Origin of the sequence: Veillonella sp. LMAG:90 (genome assembly GCF_008679445.1) — a bacterium.
Taxonomy (GTDB): Bacteria; Bacillota; Negativicutes; order Veillonellales; family Veillonellaceae; genus Veillonella_A.
This window is the reverse complement of the sequence record NZ_NAND01000001.1, coordinates 679,458-696,089: the sequence shown is the minus strand read 5'-3', so window position 1 is coordinate 696,089 and position 16,632 is coordinate 679,458. Positions and strand designations below refer to the sequence as shown.

The following is a 16,632-nucleotide window of genomic DNA, read 5'->3' as shown; positions in this document are numbered from 1 at the left end:
TTGTTATTCTCCTCGTCTTATTTCATTTCTAATATCTACCAGTAATTCTTCAAGGTCATTCTTAAGTTTTACTAAATGCTTAACCTTTCTGGTTGCATTAGCAATTTCTACCTCAGTATTCATAATTGCCATTTCAAGAATCATTTCGTTTGGCTCTAGCTTTCTTGTACTGTTCATTTTGTCTTAGTTTCCTTTTATAACTGCACTCAGGGCTACAACAATTACTTCTAGTTGTCTTCTTAAATGGTCTTCCGCATTCAATACAGGTGACAACCGGTTTGTTCTCTGCGATTCTTTTGTTATTCGCCCTGATTGCACATGAGTGACTACAATAAACCTTGTTGTTCCGTGTAGTTTCAAAAACTGTATTGCATATCGGACACGATTTGATAAATACCATGTGCCCCTCTGCTATTGCTATTTCTTCAATGGGTCTTTTAGTTCGACTAAGGACAATGGCGGTGTCTATGTCCATAATGTCTTCTTTGGACTTGCACTCATGTCCGTTCTTTGTAATGTAGTGCCAGCCTTTAGAGTACCAGTAGCCATTATTCCTTACTGGTACCTCTTTGTGTGCACACTCTCCACCAATAATGTCCCTAGTGATATACTTAAAGCCTTTCTTTTTGGCTTCTTTATAGTTCACTTTCGTCCACTTCCTCAGCTAACCAGCAGTATTTCCAATGTGTACGCCCTTTTTCATCTTTTGAAGTCCATTCTGATGTACCTGCTTTATAGGTCATAAAGTGTTCTGTAGGATTCAATGCGTCAAAACCAGCATAATGTCCTTTAACCGCTGTGGTAACATCAGGGAAGCATGATACATACACTCGTGAATTAATAGGTACTTCATTAATCCACTTATTTTTATCAAGTGGTCTCCCCTCATCAAAAATTAGTAGGGGCTTATGTGAACACCACTGTACATCACGGAAGACATCAGACAAGTAATGAGGAATACACTCACAAACTTCATGCCCTAGACAATCACTGTCAACTACCCATTCACCCTCATATTCATCTTTGTAAGGCTCTTGCTTCCATGCAAAAAGATTATCATCAATATCTCGTGTTACATAAATTGCTTTATTGTCAACTAATACTTTTGTCAGGTGTTTTCGAATTGGTAATAATTCAGTTAACCGCCAGACCTCTTGATTGATGTCTAAAAGCACGTCACCTTGGACATCTGGGAAGCATTGGTCTTCTTCAACGAATTTGTAACCTAAATCGCTCCAACAGCCTAACTCGTTTCTCGTTGGTTTTTGCTCATAAGCAGTTAGACTATTTGATATATTTTGAGTTCCTTCATCACGGACTAACCAACGGTAACCTACTGCTTGTAAACTTGTTAAGATGTCTAATCGTTTCATTTTGTGTTCTCCTTTAGTTTAATAATTAAGATTAATGAAAAGAAGGTAAACCTTAAGTTATTCTTAAGTATTCCTTAAGTTAACCTTAAGGGGAATTTAGGTTTTCTTAGGTGTACTTTTAGGAAGTTCTTTTGGTCTCCCTTATCTCCAATTAGTGTGCCAATTAAAAGTAACTATGAATGTCCATTAGTGGAATACATAATCAGACAAAAAATTTCACTTAAATCAAGGTTACCTTTTTCTGGTATTTCCACATCAGGCATCTTTTTATTAAGTTCTTGCTCCACGTATTCTTTAAATGTCTCAAGTGGCTTGTACTCTGTGTATAACTTATATAGCTGTTCCCTTAGCACACGTTTTAAAACTAGGGTCTCACCTAGGGAAGTCCCAAAACTGTCATGAATGGTTGTGTAGTTCTTAAGACCAGCCTCGTTCACAACTAGCATCAAGTGCGTACTGTCTAGTGAATGGATGAAGTTAGGTGCTACCCCATTTCTTTGGTGGTTCTTGTCTACTTCTTCTTTTTCTGTTGGTTCATTCCAGTAGATTCTAGCCCTTTTACTTGCGCCTAGTCGTGTTTGAATAAACTTCTTTTCCATAGATAAATAGTTCTGTTGCACTGGTAAGCCTAGAGGCGTCCACCAGTTAACCGGTATGTCAGCCTCATTCATCTTTATAGCTAGCTTCTTAAGGAACGCCATACCGCTCACGGCTGAGACAACAACATCTTTCACAACTTGTGCTATGAGTTTTGCTAGATACTTACTCGCTGGTCTTGCAATGCCTTTGAAGTGCTCACTATGCCGTGCAATGTCTTCAAATAGCTGTTCGCTGAAGCCATACTCACCGCTTCCATAGGCAAGCGTCATAACTGGTCTTTTGCATACCTTCCTAGTGATGCCATAAGCCAGCCATGCTTGAGCTAGGGTCTTTGTGCCTTTAACTGTTACGTCCACGTTCTCAGGCTCGCCTTCTTTGGTCTTAAACTTATTTTTTATCGTCTTGTACTCGTCCGGCGTGCCAGTTATTGCATCTTCTTGTACTAGCTTAAGCACACCGTCCGCAACTTGCTGGTATATATCCTCAGGCTTCTCATGTCCGCTCGTTAGATTTACTGCATTGCCCCCTACTGGGTCTAATAGCATTGCGCTATAATGCTGAAGACCACTACACGTTCCGTCAAAGGCTATAGGAATACTGCATGTATAACCAATGATTGAGCCGTTGTGCTCCTTTAGGTACTTGAGACAATCAGCGTACTCATAACAGAACGCAAGGAATTGTAATGGCTCGTCCGCTTGTTCCCACCAGTTAGAAGCTAGGTAGTCCTCAGCGGTTAAGAGTATTTTGTCAGTGTTCTCATCAATCCATTCACATTGCGCCTCATAGCCGATTTTATCGTTACCCCACAAGTTTGAACCTTGAATTTTAAGAGTTCTGAGGTCTTCTTCATGACTGCACGCTACCGGCTCAGCATATAATAAAAGGGACTTCATGAGGTCATCGCCTTGAAAGTTGAAAAATGGAATTGGATATATACGCCCTCTAAAATCAATATTGCAAGGGAAGTATATTTTTTCGTACTGTGAAAAGTCTTTTGCAAAGTTCACTACTTTATACAATCTGAGCGCCCTTGAAATACGTGCCCGCTCTTTTGTTCGTAACTCTTTGATTAGGTATTTATGTCTCTTGAGTTCTTCTTCCGTGTAGGCTCCTGAGAGTTCTGAAGGAATTTCAATTGGCTCAATTCTTTCAATACCGGCTCGCTCGCCACCAATTGATACTAGGTAGTCTACCGCCTTAAGTAGCTTTTTATTCACGGTGTAGGCTGTCTCTTGTATTTTATTTACGGCGTGCATGACGTCCGATAAGTCCACCTCAGCCAACTTACGAATATAATTGCGTCCGGTTCGTGAACGTTGCGTGTCCCAATCAAGGCGCATAAAAGTAATACCCATACTTGCAGCGTCATAATAGGCGCCGTTATCCAATGATACCCACGGTTTAGGCTTTATTATCGTAGGTGTAATAATGTTAGCTCGTGTGCTTATATTGTTTAGGTTTTGCTTCCATATCTCAACTAGGGTCTTTGTCGGGGTAATGCTCAAGGACTTAGAAGCCCCTTGCGTGTATTCAACTAGACCAGTAGTTGTAATAAATATGTCAATGAGCGCCACGCCTAAACTTTTTAGTTCTTCCTGTGTTTCATTGTAAAACTGAAAGCCTTCACTATCTGTAACTTCTTTTATATAGTTCCACTTATAACGTAATAAATTGCGCTTCTTTAATTCCTCTGTTACTACTCCCTTTTGATAGTATGATTTTAGCTGTTCTAAAAAGGCGGATAGTTTGCACTCATAATATAGAGCCTTACCAATTGCGCCAGCTAGACCGGATATTGAATACACTTGTTTATCCCAACTGCTAACACTGTTTATGATGCTCTCAAATGTAAAGGCGCAAGCATTCAATACTAGGTCTTCATGCCCTACCGCCGTTTCAAGCGCTTGTAATAGGTCTTTATACTTAGGTTTTACGCCACGCCTAGGCTTGAGTTCCTCTGTCAGCCACTCATCAATAGCAATGGCTAATTGTTCACTAACATAATTGAGTAGTCCTTTGCCTACTTGTGTTTGACTTGCTCGTCCTTTTTCTTGTTCTGCTTCATGGCGCTGTATAAATAGCTCTTTTGCGTACTCCTTGTATTGGCGCTCTAACTTGATTTGGTCTTCTAACGTATTACTCATGGTCTTGTTCTCCTTTTCAAATAATTAAAACTAGGTCATTTTTTGCCTTATAGCGCCTTTTGGGGGCTTGCCTTAGGTAATAACTCAAGGCGTCCCCTTAGGCGTCATGTGGCTCAAATTTGACGTACTCAAACTTATATATAAAGGCGTCAAATTTATTTACCGCTGATTCATTATATAGAACATTTGTACTAATTTACAGCTATTAATCGAACAAAAATAGGCGTATAATTAAAATTTGTTCGATTTCATGGTGCAAAAAATAGAGGGTATAAGCGTTTTTCAATATACCCTCTATACGTTCGATAAAATGTGTTCGATTTTTAGTACGGTATCGGCTCTCTTATTAGTGTGACAATTATATATACTATGAGCATTACCGCCAGTAATTCAGTTGTTAGACACAAGCACTTTTCAAATTTCGTCATTTGTTTATTCTCCTCTCATGACTAGCGGTACTATATAAGTATCTACCGCTTTATATACGTGTCCTTCAATCTCAAAAACTACGCCTGTACGTTGGTTATGTACTGATGATATGTACAATATATTTCTGTAGTGTTTCCCTTGTTCTAATTCCTTTAGTTCTTCAAGGTCAAAATAGGATATGTCCCTAGCTGGATACGCCTGAATAAACTTTTTGCTTTTCACCTTTCGGCAGTGTGTTCGTGGCGTCATTCATTCCACCTCATTCATGATGTCCAATAATTGCACACAGTCTTTTGACTACAGTCCCAGGTGTCAATCAATACCCCGTCTTCAACAACTGTCATGTGCTGTGCTACGGTTATGACGCAATTGCGAACATCTAACTCATCAACTAATTCCTCAACTGTGTATTTAGTACCATCTTCCCTGCGTGGCTGTTTATGCTTAATATAGCCAACTTGTTTGAGCCATTTCTCATATGTGGCCTTTTCATTTGGCATACGACACATTTCCAAACCTAATTCACATAATCGCTTATATATGGATTCCCACCGAAGCCCCGAGATAGTGGATAACGCTCTAATAACACAATCGTCAGACTTGCGCCCTTTTGGATTTACATTCTTCTTTTCAAATTCCATTGCCTAAACCCCCTTCCCGATTTCTTGAACAGTCCAATCACCGTTCACAAACTTAAGCAATATTGAGCCGTTTATACAGTGTATACTCGCCCCCTCATCATAGGCGCTAATTATATTTTTCATCATGTTTGTTATGCTTAATATCATTTTGTTTACTCCTTTATTCCGTCCTTTGGTGGAGCGTTGCCACTCCACCGCTAGACAACAACAACTATTATTTATTCATCTTTTCTAAAAAGTATTTTGCGATGTGTTCCATATCGTCAGCCACTGCATAGTTCGTCCCTTGTCTACCCCAGACATAACCATCAGCAACTTCACATACTACATAACCGCCTATTTCTTTCATGTATCGGGCTAACCATGGGCTAATTAGCCACCATTCACATACTTCAGAATATTCATAATCACCATACTCATCTGGGTCACTGTCCACTAGCATTGCAAAGTCTAAGGCGTCCATATCTACGCTTTCAATAAATACACCTTCATAATGTGCATTTATTACATCATTCATAAAGCTGTCCACTCTTGCATAAATATCATTAGTAACGATATTTTTTACTTCTTCTTCAATTCTTTTTTTTGTAATTTCAGTCTTAGCCATTTTTAGTTCTCCTTTTCTTTAATTTGTCATTCCTTGTTATTACTTGTCATGACATATAGAGTAAAATTTTTTGGGACTTCTTTTCTGTCCCTTTCTTTAATTATATTATAGCTTACTTGTCATGACATGTCAAGCATAAAATAAAGTTTTTTAAATTTATTTACAAGTCATGACATATAGTATATAATATAATTAATAATAGGGATATTTTAAGCCCTTTTTTGTTATTGCAAAGGAGAATTTGAAATGAATAAAGATTATCTGATGGAGTTGAGCAATGATTCAAACTTAAGTATTCGCATTCCCAAAGAGTTAAGAGATGTATTTAATGAGTTTTGTAAAAAAAATCTTCTTAACCCTTCCGCCGTTATTCGTTCGCTCATGATTGACTTTATGAACGATTATGAGAAGGGTAATAAAAATAGTTGACATGTGTATACATGCATATTATGCCATAAGTAAGAAAATAGGTGATACTATGAATAACGATGTAAAAAATGTGTATTATTATCGCTCATTAAATAGTGACGGTAGATTACATATCAAATTACCGACTGAGTTACACAATGACTTTAAAGCAATTACTCAAAAAGAAGGCGTTTCAATGTCTGAAGCGGTGAAAGAATTAATGATTCAAAAAGTTATTAATAATCAAAACAAAAGTAAATAGGCGTTGACTTTTGGTGTGTATCATAGTATAATATAAAATTTATAATTTTAAATAAGACTAAACAAGCCCCTAAGGACTACAAGTTGAGTTTGAACTGCTACCCGTCAAGTAGACACTCGAAAAAATAAAATTAGTTTTGTATTTGAAAGAAGGTGATTTTATGGACAATAAAAAGACAAATAAATATTATTACAAGTCGCTTATGAGTGATACTTCTATGAGTTTTAAAGTAGCACATGAAATAAAAGAAGAATGCGACTATTGTTATACTATAAGTAATAAAAGAGGTTATTTGTAAGACCTCAAAAGTTTACTTATAAAGGAGATCATAACACATGGAAGACTTAAGACAAGAAATTGAAAGTGACTTAGAAAAAGTAATAGAATGCTTAACTGATAAAACATATAATGCTATTCACGACGCATTGTTTTATTATGGCGACAATACACTATTAGACTTCACAGCATACGCAAAAGAAAAAGATGAGACTATAACATATTCTACTATTTTAAAAAGTTTCATGATTTTGTTTACTGAATTTGAATTGACTCCAAAAGATGTACATAATATTTTGATGACTGGCGTAGATGAATAGAGCAAAAAGAAAAGCCCTCAAGTTGTACCGTTTGGTACCGCTTGAGGGCTTCTTTATGTTCCCTATTTTATAAACAATTGATAGACAAATAGACCAGTGACGAATATCCAAAGGAGACCAATTAATATTATTATGTCTTCCTCTTTTCGCCGTATGCCGGCCAACCAGAACGCAGTTATCATTGCGTACGCGATGAATGCCACTATATAAACTTCTGTATTACTCATAGTCCTACCCCCTTTACTATTGATATTCGTTACGGCTTCCTGATTTTCCTGCTTATTCACAAGACCAATATTTATATGGGTTGTCTATATGTTTACTATACGTTATTCTTCTATGATATGCTAGTAGTGTTTTATAAAGTTTATACTACTGTCATGCTCTATGTTTCACTAATGGTTATTGCTGTATGGTCTTTTGTTTACTAATGGTATAAATATGTTGATAATCATTAGTTTATACCATTAGTAAACAAAAGATACAAGGGTTTAAGGGAAGGTATTCCCTTTGTTTAATAATGTTCGTTGGTCTTTAGTATAACTTGAGTAGTGCTAATGTTAAACAGTGGTACTTATTAATGGCACTTCGTGGTATAGACTTTGATTAGCTAAACTTATAAGCCTTCCCCTACCCTTAAAACCGCATAATAAGACAAACAGCTAGCCAGTAGTAAATTGATATGATGGGACTGAAGAAAGCCCTATGGGGGAATTCAGAAAAAACCAAATGATATATATGGACTCATAAATTTTTTACCTATTTTTACCCTTTTAGCCGTTCTCGTGATTGCCCACCGGTAACTACATGTTGTCAAATTTAGTGGTCAAACTAATTGCTATACCAGTGATTACTATATGGTTTCAATGTTGCTATATTATTATAACAAAGAATTCCTTTCACTGGCTATGCAAAGGGGTAATTTTATCTATAAAAATCGATGTGTCGATAATTTCAGTGTACAACTTTTTTAATGACATTTCATCATGAATTCCAATTTCTATACTATATAGTTAAGAATATTTTTGTCACAAATCAACATAAATGTGTTACTATAAAGTTGTAGTTTTTTCTTCGTATACATTTGTATACAATCTTAAACAATATTTAGTAAATGGGGTGTATTTATGAGTGCACAAAAAGTATTAGAGTTTTTTAAAGCAATGAATCAAATTCCACGTGGTTCCGGTAATGAAAAAGCTGTCAGCGACTGGCTCGTTGCGTTCGCCAAAGCACGTAATTTGGAAGTTGAACAGGACAGTGCCAATAACGTACTTATTCGCAAAGCGGCTACGCCGGGTTATGAAAACCGCCCCAGCATCATTTTGCAAGGTCATATGGATATGGTTTGTGAAAAAAGTGACGCTTCAACCCATGATTTCTTAACCGATCCGATTGAACATATTATTGACGGCGAATGGCTCCATGCCAACGAAACAACCTTGGGCGCCGACAACGGTATCGCCGTTGCCATGAGCCTTGCTGTACTCGATTCCGACGAAATCGAACACGGCCCATTGGAATGTCTTTTCACAACAAGCGAAGAAACCGGTATGGATGGTGCTTTGGCTGTTAAAGAAGGTCAAACCCACGGTCAATACCTCCTCAATATAGACACCGAAGTGGAGGGTGAATTTGTAGTAAGTTGCGCCGGCGGGTGCCGTGTGGACGTTGAAATTCCACGCCTTCGCGATAATCGCGACTCCCAATTCACGCACGGCTTGAAGTTAACCTTAGACGGCTTCTTGGGTGGCCACTCCGGTATTGAAATTCACAAAGAACGGGCCAACGGCAACCAAATTCTCGGCCGTCTCTTATATGAATTAGCGTCTCAATATAATTACCAATTAGCTTCCTTCACGGGCGGCACTAAACACAATGCCATCCCTCGCGTAGGTTCAGCCACTATCCTCGTAAAAGAAGCGGATGTTAAACCGGTAACCACTTGGATTCAAGCAAAAATGAAAGCTTATCGCAGTGAATTTACACCACAGGATGAAAAAATCAATATCCTCGTAAGCGATGCCGAATTACCTGATACCGTATACGGCGGTGACACGGCTGAATCCTTACTTACCTTCTTATACCTCGCACCAAACGGTGTGTTTGCCATGAACCATTCCTTGGAAGGCCTCGTTGAAACAAGTAATAACATCGCCATCGTGGAAGAAACGGAACACACCATTCACTTGTTGATTTCCATCCGCAGCCTCTCCGAAAGCTCCATGGACTTCTTAACCAAGAAAATCCATCTCTTAGCTTCCACCTTAGGTCTTCCTTCCAAAATTGCGGGCTCCTATCCGGCTTGGGAATATGAACCGGGTAGCGCTTTGGAAGAACAAGCCATTGCTCTTTATGAAAAAGTAACCGGTCAAAAACCTAAAGTAACCGCTATCCATGCCGGTCTCGAATGTGGTCTCTTGAAAGCCGTTATGCCTAATACCCAGATGATTAGCTTCGGGCCAACCATTACCCATGCCCATACACCACAAGAAAGATTGCATTTGCCATCAGTAGAGCATATTTTTGACTACTTAAAGGTTTTATTGAAGGAGCTCAAGTAGGAAGGCGCCTATTCTTTACTTATTGCTAAAGGATTAAAAGTTTTGGTGGCCTTATAATACAAAAAAGTATTGTAAAAGACACCCTTCCTGCAAAAAATGTTAGAATAGGTTTTGGTGCAACCGAATTTCCTAAAAATAAAAATAAAAGACACACCACCTTCCTTGCACCCGGGCTGACAAGCAGCAAAGGGATGCTTCAGAAGGTGGTGTGTCTTTTTTTATATACTTACTCATACATAGAAAAGCTCGGTTTGCACCAAAACTTATGCATGTACTAATATAATTACTCTGAATGGAAGGGTGTCTTTTCAAAAAGCGTTCTACTATATCAGAAGGCCACCAAAGCTTTTATCCAATTAGCCAACTCATTAAATACATAGGCGCCTTCCTTATAGAGCTCCTACAAAACCTTCAAGTAATCAACTTGGGGAGGAGAAAGGAAAAAAGATTTCCTCTCGCAGTGCGATCGTTTCACGCTAAAGCACTGCTACGAGGACATCTTTTTTCTGGTAGGGATGTATCATTTCAAAACAATGCCGGTGCGCATATTATAATAACTCGCCTTTAGTCGCTACAGTCTTTCCGGTTAGTGTTTTAGGGGAATCCGAATTTGACTTACTCACACATTGTAAATAAATCGCCATCAGGCTTTTCACTAGTGTATTAAATAGAGAGTAAAATGTTTTGCATAATCTCTTGCCACTTTTCTCACACATAGCATAATTAAAAATGCCTGATGGACTTTATTAATTTTCCCTTTCTCCCCCACACGAGGTGTTAAGGCGATTAAAAATAAAATCGCTATACTTTTGCCAGTGCCCCTTAATGACTCTGAGAAATGATTAGGAGTATTCCGATTATTGTTATGTAATCGCAAACGGCAAAAAGGCCACTCTGCCTTACGCAGCATCCCTTTGCTACGTGTAGCCCGGGTGCAAGGAAGGTAGAGTGGCCTTTATTTCTTTATGATTGTATAACTTACGGAATACGACTAAACATTTCGGAGCTTTGAAAACACTGAAAATATAGCGATTTTATTTTATCGAGTTAATACTCTCGTAATTTCTCCTATGTACATGGTATGGAAGTCTTTTTCCGTATAGTTTTCGGTAATTAGTTTTTTATCAAGAAAACCTTCTTCAACAAGTGGTGCTTTATAGATTTTGCGGCAAACCAGTACCAAATCGGCTTCTTTGAAGTAAGTGGTATTATCCACGAACTCAGGTGTTAAGCCCATTTTTGCCACTTTATCTTCATCGCGGCCGGAATGCGTACCCAAATATGCCAATTGGCGTTTATAGTCGTTACTAAAGAAGGACAAAGTAAATTCCTCTTCACGATCAACAAACTCTTTAGTATAGCGTTGCGGACGAATATATACCGTTGCCGTAGGTAAGCCCTTATTGGTTCCCCAAATAGCGCCTAAATGCCCCCAGCTGGCGGTCATCGTATTAAAACCGTTTTGTTCGTTGCCGGCCGTAATCAGCATCCAACCGTCAGAAATAAGTGTCATGGGATTCAATTGTAAATCTTTTACTTGAATTTCTTTCATAATATACATCCTTTCTACTGAATTTTCACAATAAGATTCTATCTATTAAAAACCAATCACCTTAACGAAGATTAGTTAATAATCCTTCAGCTTCCGTTTCATGAACCGGTTCGTTTTGTAAAACAATAGCTACTACTGTCAAAATTACGCTAAGACCTACCATAAGAGCAGCAACCAACGGCGTATAGGCAAGGCCCGCAAAATCAATGACTATGCCGCCTAAAATAGCACCTAACATAATGCCACCGCTAAAGCCGGCAATGTTCAAAGACGAAGCTAAATCAACAGCACTCGGTACAAAACGTTTTGCTAATATCATGTCGCCTGTAACATGGGCACACTCATAAACGCTAATATACCCATACCGGCCACAGTAATAATCGCTGCCGTTGGCGAACCAGAGGTTAAGTAAAATGAAAAGAGAATCAAACTTTGTACGATAAAGGTGTAAAGCAAAGCTTTAATCGGATTGGAGTTACCAAAACGACCGCCCAAGTAATTTCCTATCGCTATCATTATGCCATACATGATAAGCACAATACTAACCGCAGATGCACTAATCTTTGTAATATTTTGTAAAATCGGTGACAAATATGTAAAGGTAGCGAAGGTTCCACCATAGCCTAATACGGTAATTACTAATGACAAAATAATCTGTGGCGTTGTAATCAATTTCCATTGATCGCCCCAACTAGGTTTACTCACAATCTGACCTGCATTGTTAGGAATATAACGCAAGTTGAGCCATAAAGTAAGGGCCGCTACGGTCACAACACCCCAGAAAGATACACGCCAACTTAGAAATTCACTGAGATACGTTCCGAGTGGCACCGCAAAAGCCGTTGCAATAGTAAAGCCGCTAAAAATAAAGGCAATCGCACCCGCACTTTTATTAGGCGCCACTAAACTTACGGCTACCGAGGATGCAATGGCAAAAAACAAGCCATGAGCCGCAGCCGCCATGATTCGGCCAACCAACAACCAAGTAAAAGATGTGGCCATCGCAGTGAACACATGACCAATTAAAAATAAGGCAACCGCAAATACCAAAAGGCGTTTGCGATTTACTTGTGCCGTTAGGGATGTTAAAATTACGCCGCCTACGGCTACACCAAAGGCATAAAGTGAAACGGTACTGCCCGCTTCAGACAAGCTTACGCCAAATTCTTGTGAAAACATCGGCAAGAGACCTACAGGAATGAATTCCGTAATGCCCGTACCGAAAAACATCATCGCCAGCGCTATAAGCGCCATTTTTGTTTTATCCATATAATTCCAAAAATCCTCCCATCTCTTTTATACGCTATTTTCTTCAATAAAAAATTTATACTCTCACACGAATTCATTTACTGAACTTGTAACAATTGCAATTATAGAGCATAGTATTAGTCCTGAAAAGACGGCACTTTTTTGTATTATAGGAACATAAATGTTACAATTTAACTATATTCAATGTTTTGGAGGTGAAAAATTTTTGCGAAACTTATATCATTTAGCCATTGAGGCTACGTTAGAAGCTCTTACCGGCAAATGGAAAGTATCTATCCTCTGCCATTTAGGTAACGGAACCTTGCGCACCGGCGAATTAAAACGTTTGATGCCCAATATATCTCAACGTGTGCTCACCCTCCAACTTCGCGAATTGGAAGATGCGGGCATTATCACCCGCACTGTATATAACGAAGTCCCTCCGCGTGTAGAATACAGCCTAAGCGAACGCGGCCAAAGCCTTCGCCGCATTTTAGGCGAAATGTCAGACTGGGGTGCCGAATTAATAGAAGCACGTCGTGCCGCCGGTGAAACCGTAGAAGTCACCGCTCCCGAAGACGATGGACTCAGACCATAAAAAAATATCCTCAAAGTAAATTTGCTCTTAATCATTATGCTTGCAATATAAACTCCCAATACTTTAAATTGAGATGATAATCCCTCCAAGAAAAAAGATATGCTCGGAGTATCGCCTTGCTGCTTGTCAGCCCAGCGGTACGAGAACATATCTTTTTTCTCTTCTTTCTTCGTCCCCCACAGCAACAAAATATTCTCTATGTAACTGATTTGCTAATGTTGTAGCAAGGATGTTAGTTCTATGACTGAAAGCAAAAGGAAGGGTTCCCCGGAGTAGTGCTTTAGCGTGAAACGATCGCACTACGAGGGGAACCCTTCTTTTGCTTATACTTATAGGGAACATCTTACTACAACATTAGCATGTTGCTAGAGAATATTTTATTGCTGACTCTTTTTCCAATCATCCACCAATTGTTGTGTATATGAACCGCAGTCTTTATACACAACATCAATCTTATGATTCAAAAGTTCCAAGCAATTTTGAATTTCTTCTAGTTTTTCAAGCAAGTTATCCCGTGTTTCCACAAGGATTTCGCGGCGAGCCGGTTCGGTACCGGTACCTTGCAAGGCAAGTTTTACATATTCCACGATACCTTCCAAAGGTACGCCTGCTTTTTTAAAGCAAAGGGCGAATTCAACCCACTTGATGGTTACTTCGTCGAAATCGCGGATGCCTGATGCCGTACGCGGCACGCTTGGAATCAAGCCGATGCGTTCATAATAACGAAGGGTATCCGTTGTAATATCAAACTTTTCAGCAACTTCTTTTATTGTCATTGTATCATCTCCTTGTAAGTTTTTAGTTATGCTATATTATGCTTTTGACACATTATTTACTGTAATTATTGTACCCCTTTGAGTTAACTTTAAGTCAAGTTATCTGTTATTAAAAATATGATTATCAGATAGAGTTTTTCAAAATTTAGAGTCTTAGCGTATAAAACTAGAAGCATAAGATAAAAATGCTAAAGTATAGAGTATAGGTATGTAAGAAAAGAAAACCCTTGAGGAGCAATATTTCCTCAAGGGCTTAGTTAATTTTATTTTTGCTAAATTGCAATATCAAATTGAACACTTTGTAAATCCACTAACTTCTTAACTTCTTCAACAAAGGCTTCTTGCGGCGTACGGTAATTTAGGATCTTACGAGGTAAGGAATTACACCAGTCGGTTGCCCGGCGAAGTGTTGTTTCGGATACGTCACGAATTGGTGTTCCTTTAGGAATAATGCGGCGTAATAAACCATTATGTCGTTCATTAGAGCCACGTTCCCATGCGGCATATGGATGAGCAAAAAAGATCTGTAAATTCTCTGTTTCAAGTTCAGTAATAGACGCAAATTCAAGGCCATTATCAGCTGTAATTGTCTTGCAGAGTTGCTGTAATGAAATATCGGTACTAAAGCCTAATAGCCAGTTGTGTAGCGTGTTTTTTATGTCAACTGCTTTAGCGGAAGGTGACCGTAACGTTACATAAATTCGTGTTTTACGTTCTAATAGAGAGATAATTACTTCATCATGCTTATCTTTAATGCCTCGAACGGTATCGAGTTCCCAATTTCCAAATTCCTCGCGAGTCAAAACAGATTCATCACGTAGTTCAATAGACTTACCTAGATTTTTCTTGTGCTTACGCGTAATAGCTTTACGCATTGAACGGCGTAGCACTAGCGGTAAATCCATTGGTTTAACGCAGAGAAGGTCTTCATGAAGGTAGTTATATAAAGTTTTAGTAGACACCATTTCATTACGTACAAACAAGCACTTACGCAATGCATAGCCTACGGCAGCATCAAATGACCATTTATGCTCCAATACCTGGTCTTCAACCCAAGTAAGAAAAGGTGTAATCATACCGGCTTTTCGAGTATTAAACGAGCCTTTACGAGAGGTTTCATACTTTGCCTGTCCATGATCGGCTAGATACACCATGACCCGTTTACCAGCCTTTATTTGTTCAACAGTACCTCGTTGAATTTCAGCATGAATGGTTGTACGAGAACGGCCTAAAGCTTTAGCAATCGACAGTTTTGAAGCACCCGCTTGCAATTGTTTTTCAATATGAAAGCGTTCTGCGTAAGATAAGTGTTTGTTTGTACGTAATGATGTGTTATGATTAATAGAGTCCATAGTGATATCGATACCTCGTGTATAAGATTTTAGATTAGAGACCTTAATCATAACACAAATCGGTATTCACTATGGATTTTTTTATGTGTTCAATTTCATTGTACAATTAACCTAATTTTATTTTTTAATACCACCAGTACAAAGTAAAGGCGTATTCATTCTTAGCCGGATTTGTCGACTTAAACGTGTTCCAAAGCTTGTGCCAAATCATCGATTAAGTCCTCCACGTTTTCAATGCCCACGGAGATACGGATCATGTCCGGTGTTACGCCGGCCGCTTTTTGTTCTTCTTCATTAAGCTGCGCATGAGTTGTGCTGGATGGATGGATTACGAGGGATTTTGCATCGCCTACGTTAGCCAAGTTGGAGAAGATTTCAAGAGCATCTACGAATTTAATGCCTTCATCTTTGCCGCCTTTAATACCGAAAGTGAAGATAGAACCTACACCTTTTGGATAGTATTTATCAGCCAAGGCTTTGTATTTGCTGTCTTTCAATTCCGGATAGTTTACCCAAGCAACTTTTGGATGGTTTACCAAGAAATCGATGATTTTGCGCGTATTTTCAACATGACGTTCTACACGTAAGGATAAGGTTTCAACACCTTGTAAAATGAGCCATGCTGCAAGCGGTGTCAAAGCGGCACCGGTGTCGCGGAGCAACTGAGCACGTACTTTTACGGTGAATGGAATTGGAAGGTCTGCATATACGAGGCCGTTGTAATGAACGTCGCCGGCTACGAAATCAGGGTAACGACCGCTGGCTTTGTAGTCGAATTTACCGCTTTCAACGATAACACCGGCAATAGTCGTACCGTGACCGCCTAAGAATTTAGTGGCGGAGTGAACTACCACGTCGGCACCATGCTCAATCGGACGAATGAGGTATGGGGTACCGAAAGTATTGTCTACGATAAGGATGATGCCGTGTTTATGGGCAATATCCGCCACTGCTTGAATATCGATAAGGTTGATGTTCGGATTTCCGATGGTTTCCACATAAATCGCTTTCGTACGGTCATCGATGGCTTTTTCAAAACCGTCCAAATCATCAGGGTCAACAAATTTAGTCGTAATGCCAAAACGTGGCAAGGTAGAGCTGAATAAGTTATATGTACCGCCGTACAAAGTGGAAGCGGCGATGATGTTGTCGCCGGTACCGGCTACGTTTTCAATGGCGTAAGTAATGGCTGCCGAACCGGAGCCTACGGACAATGCACCGGCACCGCCTTCTAAAGCGGCTATACGTTTTTCAAGCACATCGTTAGTCGGTGTACCGAGGCGGGAATAAATGGCACCCGGATCGCGAAGGGCAAAACGGTCGGCCGCTTGCTGCGCATCTTTAAATACATAGCTTGTAGTTTGGTGAATCGGCACTGCACGGGCGCCTGTTTCATCGATAACTTGACCTTCATGTAATTGGATTGTTTCGAATTTGTACTGTTTGCTCATAATAAAATCTCTCCTTTTTCTCTCCGTC

Annotated in this window: 17 protein-coding genes; 5 read left to right on the top strand and 12 right to left on the bottom strand. The window is 39.2% G+C overall.

The genetic code is table 11. The features are described from left to right. Positions 1 to 3: 3 nt before the first annotated feature. The 6 genes from CCC71_RS03020 to CCC71_RS02995 all read right to left on the bottom strand — a co-directional run bounded on the left by CCC71_RS03020 (position 4) and on the right by CCC71_RS02995 (position 5,797). On the bottom strand, positions 4 to 177 hold the full coding sequence (locus CCC71_RS03020) for a hypothetical protein (RefSeq protein WP_295294574.1): 174 nt from the start codon (positions 175 to 177) through the stop codon (positions 4 to 6). Between the two features lie 458 nt (positions 178 to 635). Further along, positions 636 to 1,373 carry a hypothetical protein gene (locus CCC71_RS03015; protein WP_296332877.1) on the bottom strand — a complete coding sequence of 246 codons (738 nt, stop codon included), beginning with the start codon at positions 1,371 to 1,373 and terminating at the stop codon, positions 636 to 638. Between the two features lie 173 nt (positions 1,374 to 1,546). Continuing rightward, positions 1,547 to 4,120, bottom strand: a complete 2,574-nt coding sequence (locus tag CCC71_RS03010; RefSeq protein WP_296332873.1) for a DNA-directed RNA polymerase — start codon at positions 4,118 to 4,120, stop codon at positions 1,547 to 1,549. Between the two features lie 432 nt (positions 4,121 to 4,552). Continuing rightward, a complete protein-coding gene (locus CCC71_RS03005) occupies positions 4,553 to 4,798 on the bottom strand; it encodes a hypothetical protein (protein WP_296332870.1) in 246 nt (81 codons plus the stop codon). Positions 4,799 to 4,812: 14 nt separating this feature from the next. Beyond that, complete coding sequence (locus tag CCC71_RS03000; protein WP_296332869.1) at positions 4,813 to 5,190, bottom strand: hypothetical protein; 378 nt, start codon at positions 5,188 to 5,190, stop codon at positions 4,813 to 4,815. 214 nt (positions 5,191 to 5,404) lie between these two features. Beyond that, positions 5,405 to 5,797, bottom strand: coding sequence for a hypothetical protein (locus CCC71_RS02995; protein ID WP_296332866.1), 393 nt, complete (start codon positions 5,795 to 5,797; stop codon positions 5,405 to 5,407). A 246-nt stretch (positions 5,798 to 6,043) separates the two neighbouring features. Here CCC71_RS02995 and CCC71_RS02990 point away from each other — a divergent pair, with 246 nt between their 5' ends. From CCC71_RS02990 to CCC71_RS02975, 4 genes are all read left to right on the top strand, one after another. Next, positions 6,044 to 6,226 carry a hypothetical protein gene (locus tag CCC71_RS02990; protein WP_296332863.1) on the top strand — a complete coding sequence of 61 codons (183 nt, stop codon included), beginning with the start codon at positions 6,044 to 6,046 and terminating at the stop codon, positions 6,224 to 6,226. Between the two features lie 49 nt (positions 6,227 to 6,275). Continuing rightward, on the top strand, positions 6,276 to 6,467 hold the full coding sequence (locus CCC71_RS02985) for a hypothetical protein (RefSeq protein WP_296332860.1): 192 nt from the start codon (positions 6,276 to 6,278) through the stop codon (positions 6,465 to 6,467). 335 nt (positions 6,468 to 6,802) lie between these two features. Next, entirely contained in the window at positions 6,803 to 7,063 is a 261-nt protein-coding gene (locus CCC71_RS02980; protein ID WP_296332858.1) for a hypothetical protein, read from the top strand. 1,127 nt (positions 7,064 to 8,190) lie between these two features. Next, positions 8,191 to 9,627, top strand: coding sequence for an aminoacyl-histidine dipeptidase (locus CCC71_RS02975; protein WP_021841607.1), 1,437 nt, complete (start codon positions 8,191 to 8,193; stop codon positions 9,625 to 9,627). 1,039 nt (positions 9,628 to 10,666) lie between these two features. On the opposite strand, the gene CCC71_RS02970 is transcribed toward CCC71_RS02975, so the two are convergent. The 3 genes from CCC71_RS02970 to CCC71_RS02960 form a co-directional block, all read right to left on the bottom strand. Beyond that, positions 10,667 to 11,179, bottom strand: a complete 513-nt coding sequence (locus CCC71_RS02970) for a flavin reductase (protein ID WP_156703911.1) — start codon at positions 11,177 to 11,179, stop codon at positions 10,667 to 10,669. A 61-nt stretch (positions 11,180 to 11,240) separates the two neighbouring features. Next, a complete protein-coding gene (locus tag CCC71_RS02965) occupies positions 11,241 to 11,498 on the bottom strand; it encodes an MFS transporter (protein ID WP_021841609.1) in 258 nt (85 codons plus the stop codon). Next, entirely contained in the window at positions 11,495 to 12,448 is a 954-nt protein-coding gene (locus tag CCC71_RS02960) for an MFS transporter (protein WP_226974229.1), read from the bottom strand. Before CCC71_RS02960 ends, CCC71_RS02965 begins: the two co-directional genes overlap by 4 nt. Before the next feature lie 205 nt (positions 12,449 to 12,653). Here CCC71_RS02960 and CCC71_RS02955 point away from each other — a divergent pair, with 205 nt between their 5' ends. Then, positions 12,654 to 13,025 (top strand): winged helix-turn-helix transcriptional regulator, encoded by a 372-nt coding sequence (locus tag CCC71_RS02955; protein WP_226974228.1) that lies wholly within the window; start codon positions 12,654 to 12,656, stop codon positions 13,023 to 13,025. 377 nt (positions 13,026 to 13,402) lie between these two features. On the opposite strand, the gene CCC71_RS02950 is transcribed toward CCC71_RS02955, so the two are convergent. The 3 genes from CCC71_RS02950 to CCC71_RS02940 form a co-directional block, all read right to left on the bottom strand. Further along, positions 13,403 to 13,801 (bottom strand): MerR family transcriptional regulator, encoded by a 399-nt coding sequence (locus CCC71_RS02950; RefSeq protein WP_021841612.1) that lies wholly within the window; start codon positions 13,799 to 13,801, stop codon positions 13,403 to 13,405. A gap of 272 nt (positions 13,802 to 14,073) precedes the next feature. Beyond that, positions 14,074 to 15,153, bottom strand: coding sequence for an IS30 family transposase (locus CCC71_RS02945; RefSeq protein ID WP_296332853.1), 1,080 nt, complete (start codon positions 15,151 to 15,153; stop codon positions 14,074 to 14,076). Positions 15,154 to 15,332: 179 nt separating this feature from the next. Continuing rightward, positions 15,333 to 16,604, bottom strand: coding sequence for an O-acetylhomoserine aminocarboxypropyltransferase/cysteine synthase family protein (locus CCC71_RS02940; RefSeq protein ID WP_021841613.1), 1,272 nt, complete (start codon positions 16,602 to 16,604; stop codon positions 15,333 to 15,335). Between the last annotated feature and the right edge of the window lie 28 nt (positions 16,605 to 16,632).